17 protein-coding genes and 1 riboswitch are annotated in these 22,230 nt (G+C 68.3%); of the genes, 12 read left to right on the top strand and 5 right to left on the bottom strand.

The annotated features are described in order from the left end of the window. Window positions 1–24: 24 nt before the first annotated feature. The 3 genes from BLU09_RS09320 (at window position 25) to BLU09_RS09310 (ending at window position 5,195) form a co-directional block, all read left to right on the top strand. A complete protein-coding gene (locus BLU09_RS09320; RefSeq protein WP_244171568.1) occupies window positions 25–1,425 on the top strand; it encodes a DUF2254 domain-containing protein in 1,401 nt (466 codons plus the stop codon). Between the two features lie 205 nt (window positions 1,426–1,630). Beyond that, complete coding sequence (locus tag BLU09_RS09315) at window positions 1,631–3,385, top strand: SulP family inorganic anion transporter (protein WP_090488340.1); 1,755 nt, start codon at window positions 1,631–1,633, stop codon at window positions 3,383–3,385. A 148-nt stretch (window positions 3,386–3,533) separates the two neighbouring features. After that, on the top strand, window positions 3,534–5,195 hold the full coding sequence (locus BLU09_RS09310; RefSeq protein WP_090488339.1) for an arylsulfatase: 1,662 nt from the start codon (window positions 3,534–3,536) through the stop codon (window positions 5,193–5,195). Between the two features lie 78 nt (window positions 5,196–5,273). Here BLU09_RS09310 and BLU09_RS09305 read toward each other — a convergent pair whose 3' ends face one another. After that, the gene (locus BLU09_RS09305; RefSeq protein WP_090488337.1) at window positions 5,274–6,554 is read right to left on the bottom strand and encodes a threonine/serine exporter family protein; all 1,281 of its coding nucleotides are present in this window, start codon (window positions 6,552–6,554) and stop codon (window positions 5,274–5,276) included. Then, entirely contained in the window at window positions 6,517–7,476 is a 960-nt protein-coding gene (locus BLU09_RS09300; RefSeq protein WP_244171567.1) for an HAD family hydrolase, read from the bottom strand. Before BLU09_RS09300 ends, BLU09_RS09305 begins: the two co-directional genes overlap by 38 nt. Window positions 7,477–7,971: 495 nt before the next feature. Here BLU09_RS09300 and BLU09_RS09295 point away from each other — a divergent pair, with 495 nt between their 5' ends. The 3 genes from BLU09_RS09295 to BLU09_RS39320 all read left to right on the top strand — a co-directional run bounded on the left by BLU09_RS09295 (window position 7,972) and on the right by BLU09_RS39320 (window position 10,445). Beyond that, window positions 7,972–8,406, top strand: coding sequence for a YciI family protein (locus BLU09_RS09295; protein ID WP_090488332.1), 435 nt, complete (start codon window positions 7,972–7,974; stop codon window positions 8,404–8,406). A gap of 111 nt (window positions 8,407–8,517) precedes the next feature. Further along, the gene (gene sitA5 / locus BLU09_RS09290) at window positions 8,518–9,876 is read left to right on the top strand and encodes a SitA5 family polymorphic toxin (protein WP_167371060.1); all 1,359 of its coding nucleotides are present in this window, start codon (window positions 8,518–8,520) and stop codon (window positions 9,874–9,876) included. Window positions 9,877–10,133: 257 nt separating this feature from the next. Next, on the top strand, window positions 10,134–10,445 hold the full coding sequence (locus tag BLU09_RS39320) for a hypothetical protein (protein WP_244171566.1): 312 nt from the start codon (window positions 10,134–10,136) through the stop codon (window positions 10,443–10,445). Between the two features lie 12 nt (window positions 10,446–10,457). Here the strand turns inward: BLU09_RS39320 and BLU09_RS09280 are convergent, their stop codons facing one another. Both BLU09_RS09280 and BLU09_RS09275 read right to left on the bottom strand, forming a co-directional pair. Next, complete coding sequence (locus tag BLU09_RS09280) at window positions 10,458–11,051, bottom strand: CoA pyrophosphatase (protein WP_090488326.1); 594 nt, start codon at window positions 11,049–11,051, stop codon at window positions 10,458–10,460. Window positions 11,052–11,069: 18 nt separating this feature from the next. Continuing rightward, on the bottom strand, window positions 11,070–11,963 hold the full coding sequence (locus BLU09_RS09275) for an undecaprenyl-diphosphate phosphatase (protein ID WP_090488324.1): 894 nt from the start codon (window positions 11,961–11,963) through the stop codon (window positions 11,070–11,072). A gap of 114 nt (window positions 11,964–12,077) precedes the next feature. On the opposite strand from BLU09_RS09275, the gene BLU09_RS09270 reads away from it, so the two are divergent. Together BLU09_RS09270 and ahcY are read left to right on the top strand one after the other, a co-directional pair. Further along, window positions 12,078–12,548: a YchJ family protein gene (locus BLU09_RS09270; protein ID WP_090488322.1), complete on the top strand. Its 471-nt coding sequence runs from the start codon at window positions 12,078–12,080 to the stop codon at window positions 12,546–12,548. Between the two features lie 98 nt (window positions 12,549–12,646). Further along, a riboswitch (S-adenosyl-L-homocysteine riboswitch) is annotated at window positions 12,647–12,720 on the top strand. A gap of 91 nt (window positions 12,721–12,811) precedes the next feature. Beyond that, window positions 12,812–14,242, top strand: a complete 1,431-nt coding sequence (gene ahcY / locus BLU09_RS09265) for an adenosylhomocysteinase (protein WP_090488320.1) — start codon at window positions 12,812–12,814, stop codon at window positions 14,240–14,242. A 271-nt stretch (window positions 14,243–14,513) separates the two neighbouring features. Here ahcY and metK read toward each other — a convergent pair whose 3' ends face one another. After that, a complete protein-coding gene (metK, locus tag BLU09_RS09260; protein ID WP_011556448.1) occupies window positions 14,514–15,704 on the bottom strand; it encodes a methionine adenosyltransferase in 1,191 nt (396 codons plus the stop codon). A 239-nt stretch (window positions 15,705–15,943) separates the two neighbouring features. On the opposite strand from metK, the gene BLU09_RS09255 reads away from it, so the two are divergent. The 4 genes from BLU09_RS09255 to BLU09_RS09240 all read left to right on the top strand — a co-directional run bounded on the left by BLU09_RS09255 (window position 15,944) and on the right by BLU09_RS09240 (window position 22,225). Next, window positions 15,944–16,519, top strand: coding sequence for a Tgt2/MlaC family protein (locus BLU09_RS09255; RefSeq protein WP_011556449.1), 576 nt, complete (start codon window positions 15,944–15,946; stop codon window positions 16,517–16,519). 104 nt (window positions 16,520–16,623) lie between these two features. Next, window positions 16,624–18,762, top strand: a complete 2,139-nt coding sequence (locus tag BLU09_RS09250) for a site-specific recombinase (RefSeq protein ID WP_090488318.1) — start codon at window positions 16,624–16,626, stop codon at window positions 18,760–18,762. A 112-nt stretch (window positions 18,763–18,874) separates the two neighbouring features. Further along, window positions 18,875–21,559 carry an efflux RND transporter permease subunit gene (locus tag BLU09_RS09245; protein WP_090488316.1) on the top strand — a complete coding sequence of 895 codons (2,685 nt, stop codon included), beginning with the start codon at window positions 18,875–18,877 and terminating at the stop codon, window positions 21,557–21,559. Between the two features lie 69 nt (window positions 21,560–21,628). Beyond that, window positions 21,629–22,225: an MXAN_6521/LA_1396 family lipoprotein gene (locus tag BLU09_RS09240; RefSeq protein ID WP_090488314.1), complete on the top strand. Its 597-nt coding sequence runs from the start codon at window positions 21,629–21,631 to the stop codon at window positions 22,223–22,225. The last annotated feature ends 5 nt before the right edge of the window (window positions 22,226–22,230 follow it).

Raw genomic sequence — 22,230 nt, 5'->3', positions numbered from 1 at the left:
AGTGCCGTGGCGGAGGTACTGCGCATGGCGGGCATCCAGGCACTCCCCCGCACAGCCCTGGGACGTAGAGTCCCCAGGTCCGGTCCGCCGCGAGATGCACCGCCGCTCCGTTGGTGGCTGCGGCATCGGCTGTGGCTCACGCCCGTGGTGGGCGCGGTGATTGGGGCTTGCCTGGGCGTGGTGTTCGTGGCGCCCCCTGTGTTCGCGGCAAGGGTTCTGCGCGGCGTCGCCTGGCAGGCCACTTCCTCGGAGGCGCGGGACATGCTCTCCACCGTGCTGGGGATTGCGCTGACGTCCTTGAGCATCGTCCTGTCCCTCTCCATGCTCGTGGTGCAGAACGCCGCTGGGCAGTTCTCGCCGCGACTGCTGCGCCACTTCGTGCACGGCGCGGGTATCCGCGTGGTCATCCCGGTGTTCGTCGCCACGAGCGTCTTCTGCCTCGTGGCCACCCACGAGTTCGGGCTCGTGGCGGGCGCCGAGCGCGCCCCGCGCCCGGCGCTCAGTCTGGCCATGTTGCTGCTCGTCGTTTGTGAGGGCGCGCTCGTCTTCCATGTGCTCCATACGCTCCAATCCATGCGCGTGGAGAACATCGTCCAGCGAGTGCGCGTGGACACGCTGCGCGTCGCGCGCAGGCTGGAGCGCCTGCGCGCAGGGGACATGGAGGCGCCGGCCAAGGTGCCGGCGCCCACGGGCGAGCGGTGGCCACTTCGGGCCGAACGGAACGGCTTCGTCGTCTCCGTGGATGCGCGGCCCCTGCTGGAGGTGGCGACGGCGCGGAGACTCATCGTCCACCTGGAGCGGGCCATCGGCGAGCCGGTGATTCAAGGCGGCGAGGTGGGCTGGTTCGCGTCGGATGACCGCCTCTCCCCTGCTTCGTGCGAGGTGGCCGAGGCCCTCCTGCTCCGAGCCATCCACACGGACCGCTGGCGGGACGAGGACGTGGACGTCGCGTTGGGCGTGCGCCAGTTGGTGGACGTGGCCGTCAAGGCGCTGTCGCCGGGCATCAACGACCCCTACACCGTGGTGGAGGCGCTGGACCAGCTCACCTTCTTGATGTGCGAGCTGAGCCAGTTGCGGCTGGGCCCCCGCGTGGTGCCAGACATGTCCGGGCGCCCTCGCGTCTTCCTTCGCGCGCTGTCGCTGCGCGACTACCTGGACCTGGTCACGGACCAGACGCTTCGCTACGGCGCCACCGAACCCGCTGTCGTGCTCCGGCTGCTGCGGCTGGCGGGAGCCGTGGGCCAGCACGCGCGGCAGGCAGCGGCGCGCCGGACGGCTCGGGAGACCCTGCACCGCGTCCTCGCGGCCACGGAGCAGGGCCAGAAGGACGCCTCGTGGCTCGCGGGCATCCGCCGTTACGCGGAGTCGCTGGAGCAGGCGCTGGAGGGGAAGCCCCTGCCTCCGCTGCCCGCGATTGGGTTCTGAGGGGTCACCCTGCGGCGCGCCGCGCGCTCGGGTACACGCTTCAGTGCGGCCCTGGCCGCGCTTCTCCCAGCGCGGACTCGGCCCGGCCCGGATTCGCCCAGGGGCATGCGGCCATGCCAGGAGCCGCCGGGGCGAGGACCTTGCGTTGCGAAGCGGCCCCAGCGTTCACAGCGTGTCCCGGGGCACCAGCGCGAGGGGATGGGCGGTGAGCGACCTGGTGGCGCGGACATGGCGGGCGGTGCGGCGAGGCCTGCCGGGCCTGCGGCAGGCACGCGGCTATCAGCGCCGCTGGTTCCGGGCGGACCTGCTCTCGGCGCTCACCATTGGCGCGATGCTCATCCCCCAGGGCCTGGCCTACGCGCAGCTCGTGGGCGTGCGTCCAGCAGCGGGCCTCTACGCGGGCGTGGCGGGAATGCTGGCCTATGCGCTGTTCGGGCCCTCGCGGCATCTCATCATCGGACCCGAGGCGGGGGCCGCCATCCTCACCGCCGCGGCGCTCGCGCCAGTGGCGGCGGGCGCGGACGCCGCGCGCTACGCATCCCTGGCTGCACTGCTGGCGCTGCTGGTCGGCGTGCTGAGCCTGCTCGGAGGGCTGCTCAAGGTGGGCGCGCTCGCGGACTTCCTGTCCAAGCCCATCCTCATCGGCTACATCAATGGCGCGGCGCTCATCATCATCGGCAGCCAGCTCGCGCGGCTCTTCGGGCAGGAGCGCCAGTCCGACACGTTCTCGGGTCAGGTGTTCGAGGTCGCCACCCACCTCGAACGGACCCACGTCCCGACGCTCCTGCTGGGGCTGGGCGTCATCACCACGCTCGTGCTGCTGCGGCAACTGCTGCCCAAGGCGCCCGGTCCGCTCATCCTGGTGGTCCTCACCACGGTGGCGGGGGGGCTGTTCCAGTTGGAGCATGGGGGCATCAAGGTCGTGGGCCACCTTGCCGCCGAGCCCCCCGCGCCAGGCCTGCCGGCCCTGCGCTTCGAGGACGTGCGGTCGCTGCTCCCCGCCGCCTTCAGCCTGGCGCTCGTCAACTACGCCAGCTCCGTGCTGACGGGCCGATTCTACGCCGACAGGTTCCGCTACCGGCTGGACAGCAATCAGGAGTTCCTCGGGCAGGCCGCCGCCAACCTCGCCAATGCGTTCAGCCAGGGGTTCCCCGTGACGGGGAGCGACTCGCGCACGGCCGTCAACGTCTCCATGGGGGGGCGGACCCAGCTCGTGGGGGTGCTCGCCGCTGGGGTGGTGCTGGTGTTCGCCCTGTTCCTCACGCCCCTGCTGCACGACTTGCCCATGGTGACGCTGGGCGCCATCGTCTTCGTGGCCGCGGTGTACCTGCTGGAGTTCCGAGCCATCATCGACTTGTGGCGCGTGCGGCGCGTGGAGGCGGTGCTCGCGTGCGTGACGATGGTGGGGGTGCTCGTGTTGGGCATCCTCCAAGGCATCCTCGTCGCGGTGGCGCTGGCCCTGGCGGACCTCATCCGCCGGGCCGCCAGGCCCCACGACGCGGTGCTTGGCGAGCGCGAGGGCGTGCCCGGCTACCACGACATCGAGCGGTTCGAGAACGCCGAGACGGTGCCCGGGCTCGTCATCTACCGCTTCGATGCGCCGCTGTTCTTCGCCAACGCGCGACATCTGCGGGAGCAGGCCCGGGCCTTGGTCTCCAGCGCGGATGCGCCTGTGCGGTGGTTCGTGCTTGATGCGTCCGCCGTTTTCGACATGGACGTCACCGCGGCGGAAGGACTGGAGAAGCTGCGCCGTGAATTCGAGGAAGAGGGCGTGGTGCTGGGCATCGCCGAGGCCCGGGCTCCGCTGCGGGCGCTGCTGCGGCGGAGCGGTCTGCTGGAGCGGCTGGGGCCAGAGAATGTGCATGCCACCGTGGGGGCGGCGGTGCACCATTTCCTGATGGACGCCGACGCGAGGCACGCCCGTGACGGTGAGCCTCGGACGCTGCCCCCCGTGCATTGAGCGGGACTCGAGCATCCTCGCGGGCGACCATGCTTGCGCCCGTCCTCACCCTGTCCGCAGTCCGGCCCGTTGCCTCCCCTCCCGCCCCCTCCTCCCGAACCATGTCCCCGAGGAGGCGCGTGCACACCTCCTGCCCAGGAGGCAACACATGGCAAGCAAGGCGAAACCCACGGGCAATGGAAACGGCAATGGCAAGCAGTCGCGCAAGCCCAACATCCTGGTCATCTGGGGCGATGACATCGGGCTTTGGAACGTCAGCGCCTACAACCAGGGGATGATGGGGTACCTCACGCCCAACATCGACCGCATCGCGAAGGAAGGCGCGATGATGACCGACTGCTATGGCCAGCAGAGTTGCACCGCGGGCCGCGCGGCCTTCATCACCGGCATGAACCCGCTCCGCACGGGGCTCACCACCATTGGCATGCCCGGAGCGAAGTATGGACTCCAGGACTCCGACCCCACCATCGCGGAGATGCTGAAGCCGCTGGGCTACACCTGCGGCCACTTCGGCAAGAACCACGTGGGTGACTCCAACCCCTACCTGCCCACCGTGCACGGCTTCGACGAGTTCTTCGGCAACCTCTACCACCTCAACGCGGAGGGCGAACCGGAGTGCCCGGACTACCCCAAGGACCCGACCTTCAAGGAGCGCTTCGGTCCTCGGGGCGTCCTCCGGAGCTGGGCCACGGACCGAAATGACCCCACCGAGGACAAGCGCTGGGGCGTGGTGGGCAAACAGCGCATCGAGGACACCGGCGCGCTCACCCGCAAGCGCATGGAGACCGTGGACGGGGAGTTCCTCCAGGGGACCCTGGACTTCATGGAGCGCGCCGTGAAGGACGGCAAGCCGTTCTTCCTCTGGCACAACACCACGCGCACCCACGTCTGGACCTATCTCCAGGAGAAGTACCGGAACGCCACCGGCTACGGCCTCTATGCGGATGCCATGCGGGAGCTGGACGACATCGTCGGCGTGCTGCTGGCCAAGCTGGACGAGCTGGGCATCGCCGACAACACGCTGGTGGTCTTCTCCACCGACAACGGCGTGGAGAAGATGGGCTGGCCAGACGGCGGCAACAGCCCGTTCCGGGGCGAGAAGGGCTCCACCTGGGAGGGCGGCGTGCGCGTCCCCTGCCTGGTGCGCTGGCCGGGCGTGGTGGAGCCAGGGCGCGTCATCAACGACATCTTCGCGCACGAGGACTGGATGCCCACGCTGGTCTCCGCGGCGGGCGGCCCCAAGGACCTCGTGGCGCAGTGCCAGCGCGGCTACAAGGCGGGTGACAAGACCTTCCGGGTCTATCTGGATGGGTATGACCAGACCGGGCTGCTCGCGGGCAAGGAGAAGGGAGCCCGGCATGAGTTCATCTACGTGCTCGACAGCGGAAACCTCGCGGCCGTCCGGTACGACGACTGGAAGCTCATCTTCAGCTACCAGGAAGGCGAAGGCCCGGACATGTGGTTCAGCGGCAAGCGCTTCGACCCGGCGTGGCCGTACCTCATCAACCTGCGCTCGGACCCGTTCGAATACGGCCCCAAGGCCGGCCTGTATTTGAAGTGGTACGGGGAGCGGATGTTCACGTTCGTGCCCGCGCAGGCGCTGGTCCAGAAGTTCGCGCAGAGCCTGCTCGACTACCCCCCCAGCCAGGCCCCGGGCAGCTTGAGCATCGGGCCCATCAAGGAGCGCGTGAAGCGGCAGTTGCTGGAGGCGCGCGAGCGAAAGGAGGAGACCGCCATCGGCGACCAGGTCATGGCGCTGGCCGAACAGGTGGAGCGGTTCGTCCGCCGCGCTCAGCAGTCGCACGCGTAGTTACGCGCGGCGCCGGGCGGCGGAGCAGCGCCGCCGCCTGTGTCCGCCGGGCGGACGGCATCGTTCGCCCCAGAGGCGCTACGTGCTCCCGGAACGCGATGGCGCGGTGTCATCGCCGTTCACGGGGATGCGCGGCGGCACCACCAGGGTCGCGAACACCAACCCCAACACCAGTTGGAGTGCCACCATCAGCACGTCGAACGGCCGGGCATCGTCCGCGCCCGGGCGCCCCATGCCGAGCAACGCGATGATGGCCTGCGTCCCCATGAAGCCCGGCGCGAGCTGCAACAGGCCCGGCATGATGACCGTCATCGGCATCCGCTGTCCGCCCCGGCCGTAGAGCAACCCGGCCACGCCCAGCACGAACGCGGCCACCATCGGGCTCCCCTGCTCGCCCAGCACCGCCTTCATCCCAGCCTGCGTCCCGTAGGCGAGCAGCACCCCGCCGACGATGCCCACCAGGTCGCGCCGCCGCCCCGCCATGCAGACAGCCAGGGCCACGCCACCGACCGCCAGCAGCAAGAAGGTGACCCAAGGCGACAGCACGTGCACGTCGCTGTACTCCGGTATCGGCCAGAGAAAGCCCCACAAGGTCGTGGCCGCCACGATGCCCACGCCAATCATCAGGAAGCGCAGCAGGCCATAGACCAGACGCGTCATACCGGCCTCCACGGACTCCGAGGCCAACTCCAATGAGCCGAGCGTGACCACCATCGCGGGCACCAGCAGCACCGCCCCGCCAAACAACGCCTGGACCACGTCGAAGGGCGGCAGGACGAAGCGGAGCCCGAACGCCACCAGCGTTCCCAGGAACGCCGCGAGGAAGCTCTTCTGCAGGTCCACCCGCTGCGAGCGCAGCGTCCCGAAGTGGATGACGCCCGCGATGGCGCCCACGAGGAGGGCCGCGAACATCTCCCACCACGCGCCCCCCACGCGCGCCGCGACGGCAGCGCCGTACACGCCATAGGCCAGGAGCACGAGCCACTTCGAGTAGGGAGAGCGCTCGGCCACGATGCGGTCCAACCTCGCACGGGCCTCGGGCAGGTCCACGCCTCCCGCCGCGATGTCATCCGTCAGTTGGAGGAGCCTCGCCGCACGGCCCAGGTTCCAGTGCGGGTTGAAGGGCAGCCGCGCGAAGTCCGCGGGCGACCGTCGAGGGGCCACCACCTGCGTCATGGCCAGGCTCTGGACCGTGAAGACCTCCGTGCTCAGCCCCCAGGCCCTCGCCGCCCGGCGCACGCGCGCTTCCACCAGGAGCGAGGGTTGATAGGCCAGGTGCAGCGCCCTGGCCAGGTCCAGCAGGAAGCGGGACGCCGCCTCTTCATCCCCTCCCGTTCCCAGTCCGTGCTCGCGTTTCATCGAAGATGCGCCTCCAATCCCGCTGCATGCTGACCACGGCCCAGCCGCCCTCGCGCGCGGCCTTCAATGACGCGCCGTCCTTCTCCTCGTAGGCGAACTCGCGCGCCGCGTCGTCGTGGTGGATGAGCAAGGCGAAGCCTGGGCGCGGGCGCTTTCGCGTGTACTGGAGCATCTGGATGTCGCCGCCGGAGCGCACGTTTCCCGCCGCGAAGACGGGCCGCCGGCCGATGTGCTCGTCGATTCCCACCGGCTTGCCCGCCTTGTCATTGACGTGGGCGACGCGCGCCTCTCGGCGCAGCACCGAGGGAGCGTGCGCGTCGTCGAAGGTCTTCTTCAGTTGGCTGCCAATGACCTGCTGGGGCGGGATGCCGTAGGTCTCCTCGGAGATGACACGCATGAAGTCGATGCCCCCCGCCGAGGCGAGCCAGGTCTGGAAACCGTTCGCGCGCAGGTACCGGAGCAACTCCAGCATGGGGGCATAGGCCAGTTGGTTGTACGGAACGTTCCACCTCGGGTGGCGAGCGTGTTGGAAGAACGCGCGGACCTCGCGGATGAACGCCTCCTCGGTCATGCCGGCATGGGTCACGCCCAGCACCTTCATCAGCTTGGACTTGTCCATGGTGGAGAGTTCGGAGAGGTCCCCCTCCAGGATGGCCTTGAACGGCTGCCGCTTCGCGAGCGAAGAGTCCTGCTTCACGCGGGTACGGAGCGGCTTCAGCATGAAGGCGCCCTGTACGAGCGGCTGCTCCGGCCAGAGCGTGCCATCATTGTCGAAGGTGGCGATGCGCGCCTCGGGCGGAACGAAGCCGGCCCCGCCCTTGGTGGTGGCGCGGGTGACGAAGTCGATGATGGCCTGCTTCACGGGCCCTTCGTTCCACGACGGCAGCACGTCCGCGGCCAGTGCATGGAGAGGCATCGCCATCAAGCGCGAGAGTGCGCCAAACAGCCTGCCCCCTTCATTCCGTGCGCCCCGTACCATGTCCGGCTCCAGGCGCGCCCCCGCAATGGCGGCGCCTCTCGGGACGGTGAGGTCGGCATCAACGCTTTACAACGCCGCATGGGAGGCGCGCGCAGAGGGCTCGCTGGGCCCGGCCGCCGCGCGCCCCTGGGCCGCCATGGCGCGGGCGAAACGAGCGTCATGGCGGAGAGGCGATGCAAGGGCCCACGGGACGCAGCCCTCGGCGCGGTGGGCTGAGCCTCACGCATCGCTCGCGTTGCGCCATGGGCGAGGTTCGCAGCCACTCAGCCAGCCCGACGACTCGCACAACCCCCTGATATTTCTTGGACTCCTGGGGCTTCCCTGCGCCCTGGGCCAGTCTGGCTCGCGATTTTTTCGCCGCGTGTCGATCCGCTTCGAGCTTATTCGTCGCCATTTTGAACGAGGACGCAGCGCCTCCCGAACCGAAAGGAAGAACCGATGCGCGTCATGGTCATTGTGAAGGCGACGAAGAACTCCGAAGCCAATGTGATGCCCGACGAGAAGCTGATGACCGAGATGGGCAAGTACAACGAGGAGCTGATGAAGGCCGGCGTGCTCCTGGCCGGTGACGGTCTCCACCCGAGCAACAAGGGCAAGCGCATCCGGTTCGCGGACGGCAAGAAGAGCGTCATCGACGGTCCGTTCGCGGAGACGAAGGAGCTCATCGCCGGCTATTGGATGTGGCAGGTGAAGTCGATGGAAGAGGCCGTGGAGTGGGCGCGCCGCTGCCCGCCCCCCATGCCCGGCGAGGAGTCGGAGCTGGAGATTCGCCCCGTCTTCGAGGCCGAGGACTTCGGCGCCGAGTTCACCCCGGAGCTGCGCGCGCGGGAAGAGAAGCTGCGTGCTGAGTTGGAGCAGAAGCAGAAGGCGTGAGCCGCAACGGAGGGAGGTCCGTTGCCTCCGGACCTCCCCAGGTCGTCAGAGCCAGGTGCTAACTCCTGACGAGTGCTCCCGCGGGTTCGGAGCACACGCCAGGGGGACGACATGTCATTGCGTGGAGCAGGTGCACTGCTCTTGAGCGTGCTTCTCGTGGGCTGCGCGACACCTCGTGTCGTGCGCCTGGATACGGGCCAGGGCGAGCCCATCGTCTACGTCCCTCCGAAGGGCGCGAAGCCGGTTGAAGTGGACGAAGGCGCGTTCCGGAAGGTGATGACCCGGCTCGTGCTCGACATGCGCTTCTCCCTTCGAGAGGAGGCGGAGCGCCCACGGGTCCGGCTCGCGTCGTGGGATTCGGAGCCCCAAGGTGCCAGAAACGACTACGGCGCCTGGTGCTCCCGACAGGACAGCCCTGGCGAGTGCCTCACGCTCCTGGAGGGTGGCTTCTCCTTCCTGGATGCCAAGGCACGCCGGCAGATGGCGCTCACCTTCGCCTGGGATGACGTGTGGGACGGTGTACAGGACGCCGTGAAGGAGGTCGTCAACCCGCTCGCGCTCAAGGCGATGCTGACGTCGGCGATGGCCGCGTACATGTTCCTCATCGTCGCGCCGGAGCCCGTGACCAAGGTCGTCGCGGTCGCACTGACGACCTTCGTCCTCGCCTACCTCGGCGTGGACGCCTTCATGAGCCTCGTGGAGGGCTGGCAGAGACTGTCGGCGGACGCTGACCGCGCGGAGTCGTTCCGGGAGTTGGAGGACGCGGGGCACCGCTTCGGCCGAGTCATGGGGGAGAACGGAGCGCGCGTGCTCATCCTCGCGCTGACGGCGGCGCTGAGTGGTGGGGCGGCGAGCATGGCCTCCAAGGGACCCACCCTTCCCGGCTTCGCCAGCGCGGCCCTGGCCGCCGAGACTCAGGCGGGCTTCCGGCTATCCGCGGCGATGGCAGGGGGCGTGCGCTCCATCACCGTGGCGGAGGGCGTCATGACCGTGGGCCTCGCGCCCAATGCGGTCGCCATGACAGCTCGCGGCCAGGGAGGAGCAGTCGTGCCTTCCTCCTTGGACGGCGCTCCCACGAAGCTCCTTGAGAATCAACGCCCCCACCTATTGGACAACGAGCAGAAAATCGCGCGGTTGGTAGGCGTTCGCCCCGTCCGAGTCACAGACCCCGACTTTCTACGGTATGTGAACAACGGTTCCATCAAGTGGGTGGTGACTGCGGAGGGGGAATTGCTGATTGTCCCTCACACATGGCGAACAAAAGAAATCTCGCACGCGGTCGCCAGCGGAGGACGCCCAGTGCTCGCAGCAGGCGAAGCTGAAATCGCCGCCCATGGCATGCTACGCACAGGTGTGGAGATCACGCCTCACAGTGGCCACTACCTCTTCGGGGCTCCCTCAGCCACGAGTGCCAGAGCGCTGGAAATCGGCAGACAGGCCTTCTCCCGAGCCGGTATCTTGTTCCCGTAGGGACCTGCCCAATGAACCCGACTCGTGACCTGTTTGACGACGTCCTGGAATGGCCCCTCTCGAAAGTGAATCCATGGCTCGACAGGGTCACCCTGGGTGGGCCCATTGAAGGCGAGCCCTTCAACTGGGATGTCTTTGCGTTCACCATCGCAGCGAGAGCGCGCGAGGAAAGAAGCCCCGGTTGGGCCCACGTCGCCCTTCGCATCTACGATGCCCTCGCGAAACAACCTCCCTTGGGAGCTACAGAGCACTCATTCATGCTCTCGGCGATGAACTTGCGGGCAGGACTGATCTCCGAATTGGGCGAACGCGAAGGTGACCCCGTCCTCGACTCCGAGCCCATCGTCGCGTGGATCCAGCGCCTCACGACGATGTCGCTGGAGGAAGCGTCACGATGGATGGCACTGGCGCAGGAAGACTTCCGCGCCATCCCCATCGAGAAGCTCCTCGTCATGCGAAGACTCAAGAACGCGCTCAACACCCTGGCCCATGCCCTGCCCAAGACACAGGTGGAGCAGAAGCACCCGGAGCTCGTCCCCTGGCTCCAGTTCCGGACCCGCCTGCCCTGACGCGACGGCGCCCTACCCCACCCCGCCAGGCACCTGCGTCACGTGGTTCAGGAAGTCGCGCAGGATGCGCGCCGTCGCGCCCCAGATGACGTGCGTCCCATACGTGTAGAAGTACAGGTCCCGCTCCGCCCCCATGATTTCCTTCTGCTCCACGCGGAGGATGGACGGGTCCAACAGCCCCGACAGTGGCACCTCCAGGATGAAGGCCACCTCCTCCGCGCTCGGCCGGTACTTCCCGTCCCCGGGAATCACCCCCACGAAGGGCCGCACCCGGTACTGCGAAATCGTGGGCACTTCATCCAGCATGCCCAGCACCCGCACGCCGCGCCGGTCGATGCCCAGCTCCTCTTCCGTCTCGCGCAGCGCCGTGTGCAGGGGCGTCGCGTCCTCGGGGTCGCGGCCTCCCCCCGGGAAGCTGTACTGGTCCGCATGCGTCCGCAGCGTCGCGGGCCTGCGCGTGAAGAGCACGTGGGGCACGCCGTCCCGCTCGAACACCGGCACCAGCACCGAGGCTTCCCGCAAGGTCCACCCCGGCAAGTACACCTCACGCGCCGGCCGCGAGGACAGCCGTGACTCCAGTGTCTGGAACAGCGCCTCCACACTCACGGCCCACGTCCTCTCACGCTAGTCGGTAATCTGCTTCTCCACCGGCGGCGTCCCCGGCTTGCCAGGGACCTCCACGTTCTCCGTGCCCGACATCGGGCTCAGCGTGCCCGTCTGGAGCAGCACCAGCAGCAGCACGCCCAGCGCCACGCGGTAGACGACGAACACCAACGTCGTCCGCGTGCGCAGGAAGCGCAACAGCCACGCGATGGCCGCCATGCCCGACGCGAAGGCCACCAGCGTCCCCACCCAGAGCGCCATCGCGGAAGGCCGCGTCTCCGCCTCCAGCAGGTGCTTGAGCTCGAAGACGCCCGCCAGCGTGGTGGCCGGAATGGACAGCAGGAACGAGTAGCGTGCCGCATCCTCGCGCTTGAGCCCCAGCGACAGGCCGCCCGTCAGCGTCGTGCCAGAGCGAGACGCCCCCGGAATCAGCGCCAGCGCCTGCCACATGCCAATGAGGATGCCATCCTTCCACCGCATGTCCGCCAGCGTCCGCTGGTGCGAGGCCCGCTTCTCCACGTAGAGGAGGATGAGGGCCAGCACGATGAGGCTTCCGGAGATGACGTAGAGCGAGCGGAACTCGTTCTCGATGAACTTCTTCAACGTCAGCCCGGCGATGCCAACAGGCAACGTGCCCACCAGGACGAACCACGCCAGCCGCGCCTCCAGCGTGCCGAAGGGCTCGCGCCGCGCCAGCCCCCGGAAGAAGGCCGCCACCAGCGACACGATGTCCTTGCGGAAGTAGATGAGCACGGCCGCCACCGTGCCCAGCTGGATGACCGCCGAGTACGCCGCGCCCGGGTCCTTCCAGCCGAACAGCTCCGGCGCGATGCGCAGGTGCGCCGTGGAGCTGATGGGAAGGAACTCCGTGAGACCCTGGACCAGACCCAGGACGATGGCTTCGAGGAGGCTCATAGGGTGCGGCCCCCGGATGTATGCCTGCTCTCCCCGCCCAGCAAGGGCGTTCCACCGCCTCTGTACGCACGAACACCCACGGCCCGCGCGGGCCGGGTAGGCTCGGACCGCACCATGCCCCCTGCCCCCCTCTGTCCCTGCTCCTCCGGCCTGCGCTACCGCGAGTGCTGCGCGCCCTTCCACCGAGGCGAGGCCGAGCCGCCCGACGCCGAGCGACTCATGCGCAGCCGCTACAGCGCCTTCGCCCTGCGCGAGGTGGCCTGGCTGTGGAAGACGCTGCACCCCAGCCACCCCGACCGCGCGCGGCCCCAGGACGAGGTGCTGCGCGAGCTGCGCGCCTTCGCCCAGGCGCACCAGTACCCGAAGCTGGTGGTGATGGACCGCCGGGAACCGGACGCGGACGGACTGGCGCAGGTGCTCTTCTTCGCCAAGGTGTTCGAGAAGGGAAAGGACCGCTCCTTCGTGGAGCGCTCCGACTTCCGCCACGACGGCACCGGCTGGCGCTACCTGTCCGGCGTGGCGCTGGCGCCCAGGGAGCTGGCCGTCCCTCCCGAGTCCCTCACGCTCGCCACGTTCCCTCGCTAGGTGGGCGTCTGGAAGTGGATGGAGCAGGCTGTCCGCCTGCCCCCGGGGGCGGCAGTCTCTCGTTGAAATGAAGGGGTCCTTTTCGTAGGTTCCCCGCTGACTTCGAGGAGCGCTGCGAGGCCGGACCCGGCCCCAGGCTCGAAGCGGAATCACCCAACGGCGCTCACCTGTACGCGTCTCTTGCGAGGGTGAGTCGTCGCAGCATTCACACCGAACTTCCCCGAGCCCGGAACGCCGCGCCCGCTGGACCAGGAGCCATTGCCATGACCGCCGCAACCAAGTCCCTGAAGCAGGATTACGCCATCGCCGACCTGTCGCTCGCCGACTGGGGCCGCAAGGAAATCCGCATCGCCGAGAGCGAAATGCCCGCGCTCATGGCCATCCGCGAGGAGTACGCCAAGACGCAGCCGCTCAAGGGCGCGCGCGTGACGGGCTCGCTGCACATGACCATCCAGACGGCCGTGCTGGTGGAGACGCTCCAGGCGCTGGGCGCCGAGGTCCGCTGGGCGTCGTGCAACATCTTCTCCACGCAGGACCACGCCGCCGCCGCGCTGGTGCAGGCCGGCACGCCGGTGTTCGCGCACAAGGGCGAGTCCCTCAAGGAGTACTGGGACTTCACCCACCGCATCTTCGACTTCGGCCCCGCGGGCAGCGACCACGAGGGTCCGAACATGATTCTGGACGACGGTGGTGACGCCACGCTGCTCATGCACCTGGGCAAGCGCGCGGAGAAGGACGCCAGCGTCCTGGCCAACCCCCAGAGCGAGGAAGAGCGCGAGCTGTACGCCGCCATCAAGGCGAAGCTGGCCGAGGACGCGACCTGGTACACGCGCAAGAGCGCGAAGATTCTCGGCGTCACCGAGGAGACCACCACGGGCGTGCACCGCCTCCAGGAGATGTCCGCCAAGGGCACGCTCCTGTTCCGCGCCATCAACGTCAACGACAGCGTGACGAAGAGCAAGTTCGACAACCTGTACGGTTGCCGTGAGTCGCTGGTGGACGGCATCAAGCGCGCCACGGACGTGATGATCGCCGGCAAGATTGCCGTCGTCGCGGGCTACGGCGACGTGGGCAAGGGCTCCGCGCAGGCGCTGCGCGCGCTGTCCGCCCAGGTGTGGGTGACGGAAATCGACCCCATCTGCGCGCTCCAGGCGGCCATGGAAGGCTACCGCGTCGTCACCATGGAGTACGCCGCGGACAAGGCGGACATCTTCGTGACGGCCACCGGTAACAAGGGCGTCATCACGCACGACCACATGGCGAAGATGAAGGACCAGGCCATCGTCTGCAACATCGGCCACTTCGACAACGAAATCGAGGTCGCCGCCCTGGAGAAGTACCAGTGGGAGGAGATCAAGCCGCAGGTCGACCACGTCATCTTCCCGGACAACAAGCGCATCATCCTGCTGGCCAAGGGCCGGCTGGTGAACCTGGGCTGCGGCACCGGCCACCCCAGCTACGTGATGTCCAGCTCGTTCGCGAACCAGACCATCGCGCAGATTGAGCTGTACTCGCACAGCGCCAACTACGAGGTCGGCAAGGTGTACGTGCTGCCCAAGCACCTGGACGAGAAGGTCGCTCGCCTCCAGCTCAAGAAGCTCAACGCGCAGCTCACCGAGCTGAGCCAGGAGCAGGCTGACTACATCGGCGTGAAGACCTCCGGCCCGTACAAGCCGGACACCTACCGCTACTGAGCGGTCCGCTGTCGCCCTCGCCCGCCTGCACCGGGGCGAGGGCCTCGCCCAAGCGCCAGGCATCACGGGCGCGAGTAACGCTCAGGCTGAAACACAACGGGCCGCCTCCCTCGCTGGGAAGCGGCCCGTCTTGTTGCGGGCCCTCACGCGCCAGCGAAGCGCCCAGGCGGAAACACAACGGGCCGCCTCCTTCTGATGGAGACGACCCGTGTGCTTACAAGCCCTCACGCGCCGGTGAGGCAGCGCGAGGGCCGAATTGAAGCGCCCTGCCTCAGACGGCCTTCAGGCGGCGGCCACCTGACGGCGTGGCGCTCTTGGCGGCATCCCGCAGCGCGTCCTTCTTCTCCTCGACGCGCTCCCAGGTGAACTCCTTCTCCGTGCGGCCGAAATGGCCGTAGGCGGCGGTCTTCTGGTAGATGGGCCGCAGCAGGTTCAGGTACTCGGTGATTTCGCGCGGACGCAGGCCGAACGTCTTGCGGACGGCCAGGGCGATGCGCTCTTCCGGAACCGTGGCGGTGCCGAAGGTCTCCACCATGACGCTGACGGGCTCGGCCACGCCGATGGCGTAGGACACCTGCACCTCGCAGCGCCGGGCCAGGCCCGCGGCCACCACCGTCTTGGCGATGTGACGGCCCATGTACGCGGCCGAGCGGTCCACCTTGGACGGGTCCTTGCCGCTGAACGCGCCGCCACCGTGACGGCCCATGCCGCCGTAGGTGTCCACGATGATCTTCCGGCCCGTCAGGCCGGAGTCACCCATGGGGCCACCCACCACGAAGCGGCCGGTGGGGTTGATGAAGAACTTCGTCTTGTTGTCGATGAGCTTCTTGGGCAGCGCCTTCGCGATGACGTCCTCGCGGATGGCCTCCTGGATCTTCTTGTTGGAGACCTCATCGGAGTGCTGCGTGGACACCACCACCGCGTCGATGCGGGCGGGGCGGCCGTCGCGGTACTCCACCGTCACCTGGCTCTTGCCGTCCGGGCGGATCCACGGGTGCTGCTTGCGACGCACATCCGCCAGGCGGCGGGTGATGGCGTGCGCGTAGTGGATGGGGGCCGGCATCAGCTCCGGCGTCTCATCGCAGGCGAAGCCGAACATCATGCCCTGGTCGCCGGCGCCCTGGTCCTTCTTGTTGTCGACACCCCGGGCGATGTCCTGGCTCTGGCCTTCGATGGCCACCATGACGCCGCAGGTGTTGCCGTCGTAGCCCATGGAGCTGTCGGTGTACCCGATGCGGCAGATGGTGCTGCGGACGAGCTTCGGGATGTCCACGTAACAGTTCGTCGTCACCTCACCCGCGACGATGGCGAGGCCCGTCTTGACGAGCGTCTCCACGGCGACGCGCGCCTGAGGGTCCTTGGCGATGATGGCATCCAGCACACCGTCGGAGATCTGGTCGGCGATCTTGTCCGGGTGGCCTTCAGTGACGGATTCAGACGTGAACAGGAAGTCGGTAGGCATGTCGTCTCAGAGGCTGCGCTGACAGTGCGCGAAGGCCGGACACTAGACGTGGCGTCCTAGAGGAGTCAAACGCGCAAGAGCGCCGCATCATTCAACTTTTCGGAATCCGCCAGCGAACAGCGACCAGGCTGGCGACGGCCGGATGGCCGCCTCCCACCCCAGCGTGAATTTCGCGAGGCGCCGGACGTTCCCTTGGGCTAACAGACGTCCGCGCATCCGCTCTGGAGGAGCAGCCCGACATGAACGCCCGCTTCCGTACCCTCGCCTTCCTGGCCACCTTCGCCTTCGCCCTCCCCGCGCTCGCCGCGAAGGAAGACCCCATCGCCAAGCCGGTGAAGACCGTCGTGCAGTCCGTGCGCTACGAGCGCGACGCCCTCGCCCTCAAGCACTTCGGCAGCCAGGAGCAGGGCAAGTTCCTGCTCGGCGACAACTGGGACAAGGGCACCGATGCGCAGCGCAAGGAGTTCGTCACGCTGTTCCAGGACCTCTTCGCGAACATCGCCTTCCCTCGCGTGCGGGAGAACTTCAAGAACCTGGACAGCATCACCTACGAGCCCTCGCAGGTGCAGGGCCCCGAGGCCACGGTGGCCTCCACCGTCTTCATCAAGCACCCGCTGAAGACGCAGGAGATGAAGCTCAAGTACCGCCTGGTGAAGGAAGCCGCCGCCTGGAAGGTCGTGGACGTGACGGTGCTGGGCTCGTCCATGCTTCAGGACATCCGGGACACGCAGGTGAAGCCGCTGATGGAGAAGGGCGGCTGGGACCTGCTGCTGGAGCGCATGCGCACGGAGCTGGCGAAGGTGAAGAAGAAGTAGCCCGCACCTGCCCGGCGGCCGGGCCACCAGGCTTCCCGGCCGCACCATTGTTTTCGCGAGGTCCGCGCATCGCGTAGAGTCGCCCCTCCCCTCGTGCCTGGCCGATGACCGACCCCGCCCCCGTGCCGTCCCCCGCCCCCAGGCAGCAGCCCTCCGCCCGCGAAGTGGACGCGTTCTGCATGCAGTACGCGCCCCGGGCGCCGGGCCACTCCGCCGTGCGGGATTTGTACCGGTTGCTGTGCAACGTGCCCGAGGGCAGCCTGGAGGACCGGCTCCAGTGGGTGGAGCGCTGGATGCAGTGGCTGCGCGAGCGCATCCCCGCCCACGCGCTGGTGGACGCCTCCGAACCCGAGGCCTCCGCCGCCGACACCCGGCTGGCCCTGATGGTGCGCGTGCTCGAAGGCGAGCCCGCCATGCGCGCCGCCCTCACGCGGCTGGTGGCCACCGTGTTCGAGGGCAGCCGGGGCCTCAAGCTCTTCGCCCAGGTGGGGCTGCCCGCCGGACAGGGCTTCTTCGCGGAGGCGTCGGACCGGCTCGCCCGTTCGCTGCTGCCCGCCCCTCCGGAGCCCGGCAAGCTGTCGGAGCTGCTGCTGCGCCTGTGCCCGAACCCGGACGACGCGGACTGGCTGGCACGGCTGTCCCCCGCGCGGCTCGCGCAGCTCGCGGCGCTGGTCGGCGAACCCGCGTCGCCAGAGCCCATGCCCGCCGCCCGCGTGCGCGCGGACTTGATGGACGCGCTGCTGCTGCTGGCGGTGCAGGTGGCGGCCCTGGGCATGGCCGAGGACGTGCGCGACCGCAGCCCGGAGACCTCCTTCCGCGCCTCGCCCTTCCTGCGGATGCGGCTGGTCTGTGACGCGGTCCTGGCGCGCGACGCGGCGGCGGACACGCTGCGGGATTTATCGCAATGCGTGGCCGACTGCCGCCAAGTGGTGGGCAGCGTGTCACGCCACCTGGAGGACTCGGGCGTCAGCGTGGACCTGGTGTACCGGCTGGAGCGCATCCGCCGGGGCCTGGAGCGCATGGAGGCCATTGCCCGCGTGCTGGGGGCCCCTCGGGGCGAAGCGCGCTGGCGCGAGGCCATGGCGCTGGTGTCGGACCTGCTGCGGCGCGCGCACGCGGACCGCTCCGTGGTGGAGCTGGTGAAGCGCAACATGCGGATGCTGGCGCGCAAAATCATCGAACGCGCGGGGCACTCCGGCGAGCACTACATCACCAGCACCCGCGAGGGCTTCCACGCGATGGTGCACTCCGCGGCGGGCGGCGGGCTGGTCACGGCGATGGCGGTCGTCGCCAAGATGCTCCTGTCGGGCCTGATGCTGGCGCCCTTCTTCTCCTTCCTCGCCGTGGGCCTCAACTACGCCCTGGCCTTCCTCCTCATCCAAGCGCTGGGCTTCACCCTGGCCACCAAGCAGCCATCCGTGACGGCAGCCACGCTGGCGGGCGCGGTGGGAGAAGGTGCCCGAGGAGAGCGGCTGGCGAGCCTGGTGGAGCTCATCCCGCGAATCACCCGCTCCCAGTTGGCGGCCTTCATGGGCAACCTGGGCGTGGTGGCCCCAGCGGCCATCGTGTTCGCGCTGGGGTACCAGTTCATCACCGGCCACGCCTTCCTGAGCCCGGCCAAGGCCCAGGCCACGGTGGCCTCGCTGCATCCGTGGAAGAGCGGCACGCTGATATTCGCCGCCATGACGGGCGTCATGCTGTGGATGAGCAGCGTGGCGGGTGGTTGGCTGGAGAACTTCGTGGTGTACCGGCGGCTGCCCGAGGCGCTGGCCCACCACCGCGTGCTGCGGCGACTCCTGGGGGAGGCGCGCGCCCGGCGGCTGGCGGACACCTTCCAGCACGCGGCCTCCGGCCTGGGGGCCAACGTGACGCTGGGCTTCCTGCTGGCCCTGGGGCCGTTGGTGGGCGGCTTCTTCGGCCTGACGCTGGACGTGCGCCATGTCACCTTCGTGCTCGGCTCGCTCTCCCTGGCGGGCACGGCGATGGGCCCCGGCGCGGTGCTCCAGCCGGAGTTCCTGGCCGCGCTGGCGGGCATGGCCCTCACCGGCGTCATCAACTTCGTCGTGTCCTTCTCGCTGGCGCTGGGGGTGGCCGTCCGCGCCCGCGACGTCCCGGCCCGCGAGGCCCTGCCCTTCCTGCGCGCCGTGCTCTCGCACCTGGTGAAGCACCCGCGCTCGTTCCTTTTGCCTCCCAAGGAACCGGAAAACGACGTGCTGCGGGTCTCCGCGCCGCCCGCCCACTGAGGGTGGGCCCTGGGGCGCCCCGCCATGACGCGGGCGTCCGTGGCAGGGCAGCGGCCGGGCGGCCGGGCTTTGCCTTTCGGGTCAGGGCGTTTGCCAGTAGGGTCGCCGCCGCATGAGCGGCGATAGAAATCCGAACTCCCACTCCCGTTTCGCCCACGCCTTCGCCGGACTGCTGGTCCGCAGGCCCGGGGCGGTCCTCCTGGTGATGCTGGCCCTGCTGGCCGTGTCGCTGTGGGGGACGTCGAAACTGCACATCAACTCCAACCAGCTCGACCTCATCTCCCAGGACCTGGAAGAGGTGAAGGACGTCAAGCAGGTCATCGACATGGTGGGCGGCAGCGGCTTCCTCATGGTCGCCCTGCGCTCGGAGGACGAGGCCGCGCTCAAGCGCACCGCCGACGACCTCGCGAAAATCATGCAGGAGGACAAGGAGAACGTCCGCAACGTCTCCTACAAGCTGCCCGTCGAGTTCATCCAGCAGAACATGGTCCTCTTCGTGAAGACGGAGGACCTGGTCGAGGGCAAGCGCCGCATCATGGCGTTCCTGCGCGACAAGCTGAAGCGCAGCAACCCGTTCTTCATCGACCTGGGCGGCTCCAAGCCCGTCGAGCTCGACATGCAGGACCTGGTCGACAAGTACTCCTCCATTGGCAAGAAGAGCATCCGCGACGACTACAACATCTCCAACGACAAGAAGATGTTGATGCTGCTCGTCAAGCCGATGTGGGACAACACCGAAATCGGCAAGACGAAGGACTACCTCGAGCGGCTCAAGGGCCAGATTGACGCGTACTCCGCGCAGCCGGGCAAGGTGAAGCTGGTGGAGGACTACCAGCTGATGGGGGATGGAAAGACCATCGCCTACGGCTTCACCGGTTCCTACAAGACGACGGTGGATGACTCCTACGCGATTGAAGAGTCGCTGGAGCCGGTGACGCTCATCGCCCTGGGCTCCATCTTCCTCATCACCATCATCTTCTTCCGCAAGCTGGCGCCGACCTTCCTGGTCGTCATCGGCACGGTGGTGGGCACGATTTATACGCTCGGCTTCACCTACGCGACGGTGGGCGAGCTGAACATGATTACGTCCATCCTGGGCGGCATCCTGCTCGGCTTCGGCATCGACTACGGCATCCACTTCGTCTTCCGCACGCGGCTGGAGCTGGGCGCGGGCAAGCCGTACGACGTGGCCATCCGGGACGCGGTGATGAACGCGGGCCGTCCGGCCGCGGTGGCCGCGGTGGTGACGGCGGGCTCCTTCTTCGTGCTGATGGTCAGCGAGTTCCGCGGCTTCAGCCAGTTCGGCTTCCTGGCCGGCATGGGCACGCTCATCCTGGGCCTGACGCTGTTCTGCTGGAGCGCGGCCATCCTGGCGCTGGCCGGCCGCCTCAACCCGGAGCTGCCCCAGAAGCTCATCGGCGTGATGAAGCCCCCGCCCACCAACTCCGCCACCACCGGCAAGGAGCTGCGCATCCCCAAGCCGAAGATGGTGCTGGGCATCAGCACGGCCATCGTCGCGCTCATCTGCGCCGCCGCGGTGCCCTGGGCCGGTTCGGAGGAGCCGCCCAAGGGCGTGGAGCTGGGCTTCTTCGAGCGCCTCAAGTACGGCGTGAGCTTCAACTACAACACCCGCGCGCTCATCCCCGACGGCATGTCGTCCGTGCTGCTCCAGGACGAAATCAACGAGCGCTTCAACATCTCCAGCGACCCGATGGCCATCTACACCAAGGACCTGGACGAGGCCGAAGGTGTGTACCGGGAGCTGACGCAGAACGCGCACAAGTACCCCTCCATCGACCAGGTGGTGAGCATCTTCACCTTCGTGCCCCCGGCGGAGACGGCCGCGGCCAACGCCAAGGTGCTGGAGGAGTGGAAGGCGGAGATGCAGCAGTTGGAGGACGAGGGCTTCTCCGTCGCCGCGCTGCCGCCGGAGATGCAGGCCAACGCGGACTTCTTCAAGAAGGTGCTGGACGCCAAGCCCTTCGACGTCCACGGCGTCCCGGCCAACTACACCGCGCAGTTCCGCAACCTGCCCTCCGCGAAGCCGGAGAACCACGGCTACCTCACGTACATCTACGCGAGCGTGGACCTGATGGACGGCCAGAAGATGCTGAAGTTCTCCGACGAGACGAGGGTCATCAAGGCCGCGTACACGCCGGGCAAGTTCGACCAGGACGCGTGGGACCCCAAGGCCCCCACGGTGGAGAAGGAGTTCCGCGCCGCGGGCGCCACGCAGCTCTACGCGCGGCTGGCGCGCATCGTCCTCTGGGACGGCAAGGTCACCGTGGTGCTCACCGCGCTCTGGATTCTGGCCATGCACTTCCTGGACTTCCGCAACGTGAAGCTGGCGCTGGCGTCCGTGATTCCGCTCGGCGTGGGCGTGGCGATGATGCTGGGCATCATGGCGCTGACGGGGCTGCGCCTGAACTTCATGAACATCATCATCCTGCCCATCCTCCTGGGCTTCGGGGTGAGTCACGGCCTCTACCTGCTCCACCGCTTCCTGGAGGGCACCTCACCCCTGGTGGCCTTGCGCAGCGTGGGCGCGGCCGTGGCGTCCTCCACGCTCACGGCGGTGGTGGCCTTCGCGGCGCTGCTGGCCGCGGCCCACAACGGCCTGCGCTCCATGGGTCTGGTAGCGTGCATTGGCCTCATCACCACGCTGGTGGTGTCCTTCACGGTGCTGGCCGCGGTGATGCAGCTCATGTACGACCGGCGTCAGCGCGAGTCGGGCGCGTCCTCCGGTGAGGGCGGCTCGACTGGCGGTGGCAAGGACACCGAGCCGAAGGCGGCCTGAGCCGCCTGGCCCGGGCGTGCACCTGAAGGAGGCCCCCTTCCCGCGGAAGGGGGCCGGGAGAGGGACATCATGATGAAGCGACTGTTGCCCGTGCTCGGGCTGGGCCTGCTGTCCGGATGCTCCGCGGTGAAGAATCAGCGGCTGCGCAGTGACTACGACACGGTGGACAGGCACCAGGTGAAGCGACTGGTGGTGGTGACGCAGCCGCTGCCCGACGGCAAGGTCGCCGTGGGCGAGCTGTGGAGCCTCATCGCCCGCCAGTGGGTGAACCAGAACCGTGACTTCCTGGTGAAGGAGAGCGCGGCGCTGCCCGACGTGCCCACGGACGCCACGTTCAAGACGCTGTGCGTGGAGGGGCTGGAGGGCGTGCTCTGGCTGTCCCCCCAGATTCAGCTCCGGGGCAGCGGCGCGGAGGCCGCGGTGAGCGCGAAGCTGGTGCGCTGCCGCGACGGTGAAGAGGTCTGGTCCGCCGAGGCCGCCGGGAGCTGGAACTCCAAGGACGAGGACTACGAGCAGCGCGTGAGCCAGTACGTCCAGGAGCTGGGTGAAGAAGTGGCGCCCTACGTGGTGCCGTCCAGCAAGCTGCTGACGGCCACGCTGGCCACCTTGCCCAATCCCGAACTGAGCGAAGCGGACAAGGACGAGAAAATCGAGCTGGGTGAGTAGGCTCC

It is taken from the genome of Myxococcus virescens, from assembly GCF_900101905.1.
Taxonomy (GTDB): Bacteria; Myxococcota; Myxococcia; order Myxococcales; family Myxococcaceae; genus Myxococcus; species Myxococcus virescens.
The sequence above is the reverse complement of the archived record's forward strand: the minus strand, read 5'-3'. Positions and strand labels throughout refer to the sequence as shown.

Coding starts and splice junctions, on each gene's coding strand:
- BLU09_RS09320 (WP_244171568.1), top strand. CDS start 25: ATGGCGGGCATCCAGGCACTCCCCCGCACAGCCCTGGGACGTAGAGTC.
- BLU09_RS09310 (WP_090488339.1), top strand. CDS start 3,534: ATGGCAAGCAAGGCGAAACCCACGGGCAATGGAAACGGCAATGGCAAG.
- BLU09_RS09305 (WP_090488337.1), bottom strand. CDS start 6,554: ATGAAACGCGAGCACGGACTGGGAACGGGAGGGGATGAAGAGGCGGCG.
- BLU09_RS09300 (WP_244171567.1), bottom strand. CDS start 7,476: ATGGCGATGCCTCTCCATGCACTGGCCGCGGACGTGCTGCCGTCGTGG.
- BLU09_RS09295 (WP_090488332.1), top strand. CDS start 7,972: ATGCGCGTCATGGTCATTGTGAAGGCGACGAAGAACTCCGAAGCCAAT.
- sitA5 (WP_167371060.1), top strand. CDS start 8,518: ATGTCATTGCGTGGAGCAGGTGCACTGCTCTTGAGCGTGCTTCTCGTG.
- BLU09_RS39320 (WP_244171566.1), top strand. CDS start 10,134: ATGCTCTCGGCGATGAACTTGCGGGCAGGACTGATCTCCGAATTGGGC.
- BLU09_RS09275 (WP_090488324.1), bottom strand. CDS start 11,963: ATGAGCCTCCTCGAAGCCATCGTCCTGGGTCTGGTCCAGGGTCTCACG.
- BLU09_RS09270 (WP_090488322.1), top strand. CDS start 12,078: ATGCCCCCTGCCCCCCTCTGTCCCTGCTCCTCCGGCCTGCGCTACCGC.
- ahcY (WP_090488320.1), top strand. CDS start 12,812: ATGACCGCCGCAACCAAGTCCCTGAAGCAGGATTACGCCATCGCCGAC.
- metK (WP_011556448.1), bottom strand. CDS start 15,704: ATGCCTACCGACTTCCTGTTCACGTCTGAATCCGTCACTGAAGGCCAC.
- BLU09_RS09255 (WP_011556449.1), top strand. CDS start 15,944: ATGAACGCCCGCTTCCGTACCCTCGCCTTCCTGGCCACCTTCGCCTTC.
- BLU09_RS09250 (WP_090488318.1), top strand. CDS start 16,624: ATGACCGACCCCGCCCCCGTGCCGTCCCCCGCCCCCAGGCAGCAGCCC.
- BLU09_RS09245 (WP_090488316.1), top strand. CDS start 18,875: ATGAGCGGCGATAGAAATCCGAACTCCCACTCCCGTTTCGCCCACGCC.
- BLU09_RS09240 (WP_090488314.1), top strand. CDS start 21,629: ATGATGAAGCGACTGTTGCCCGTGCTCGGGCTGGGCCTGCTGTCCGGA.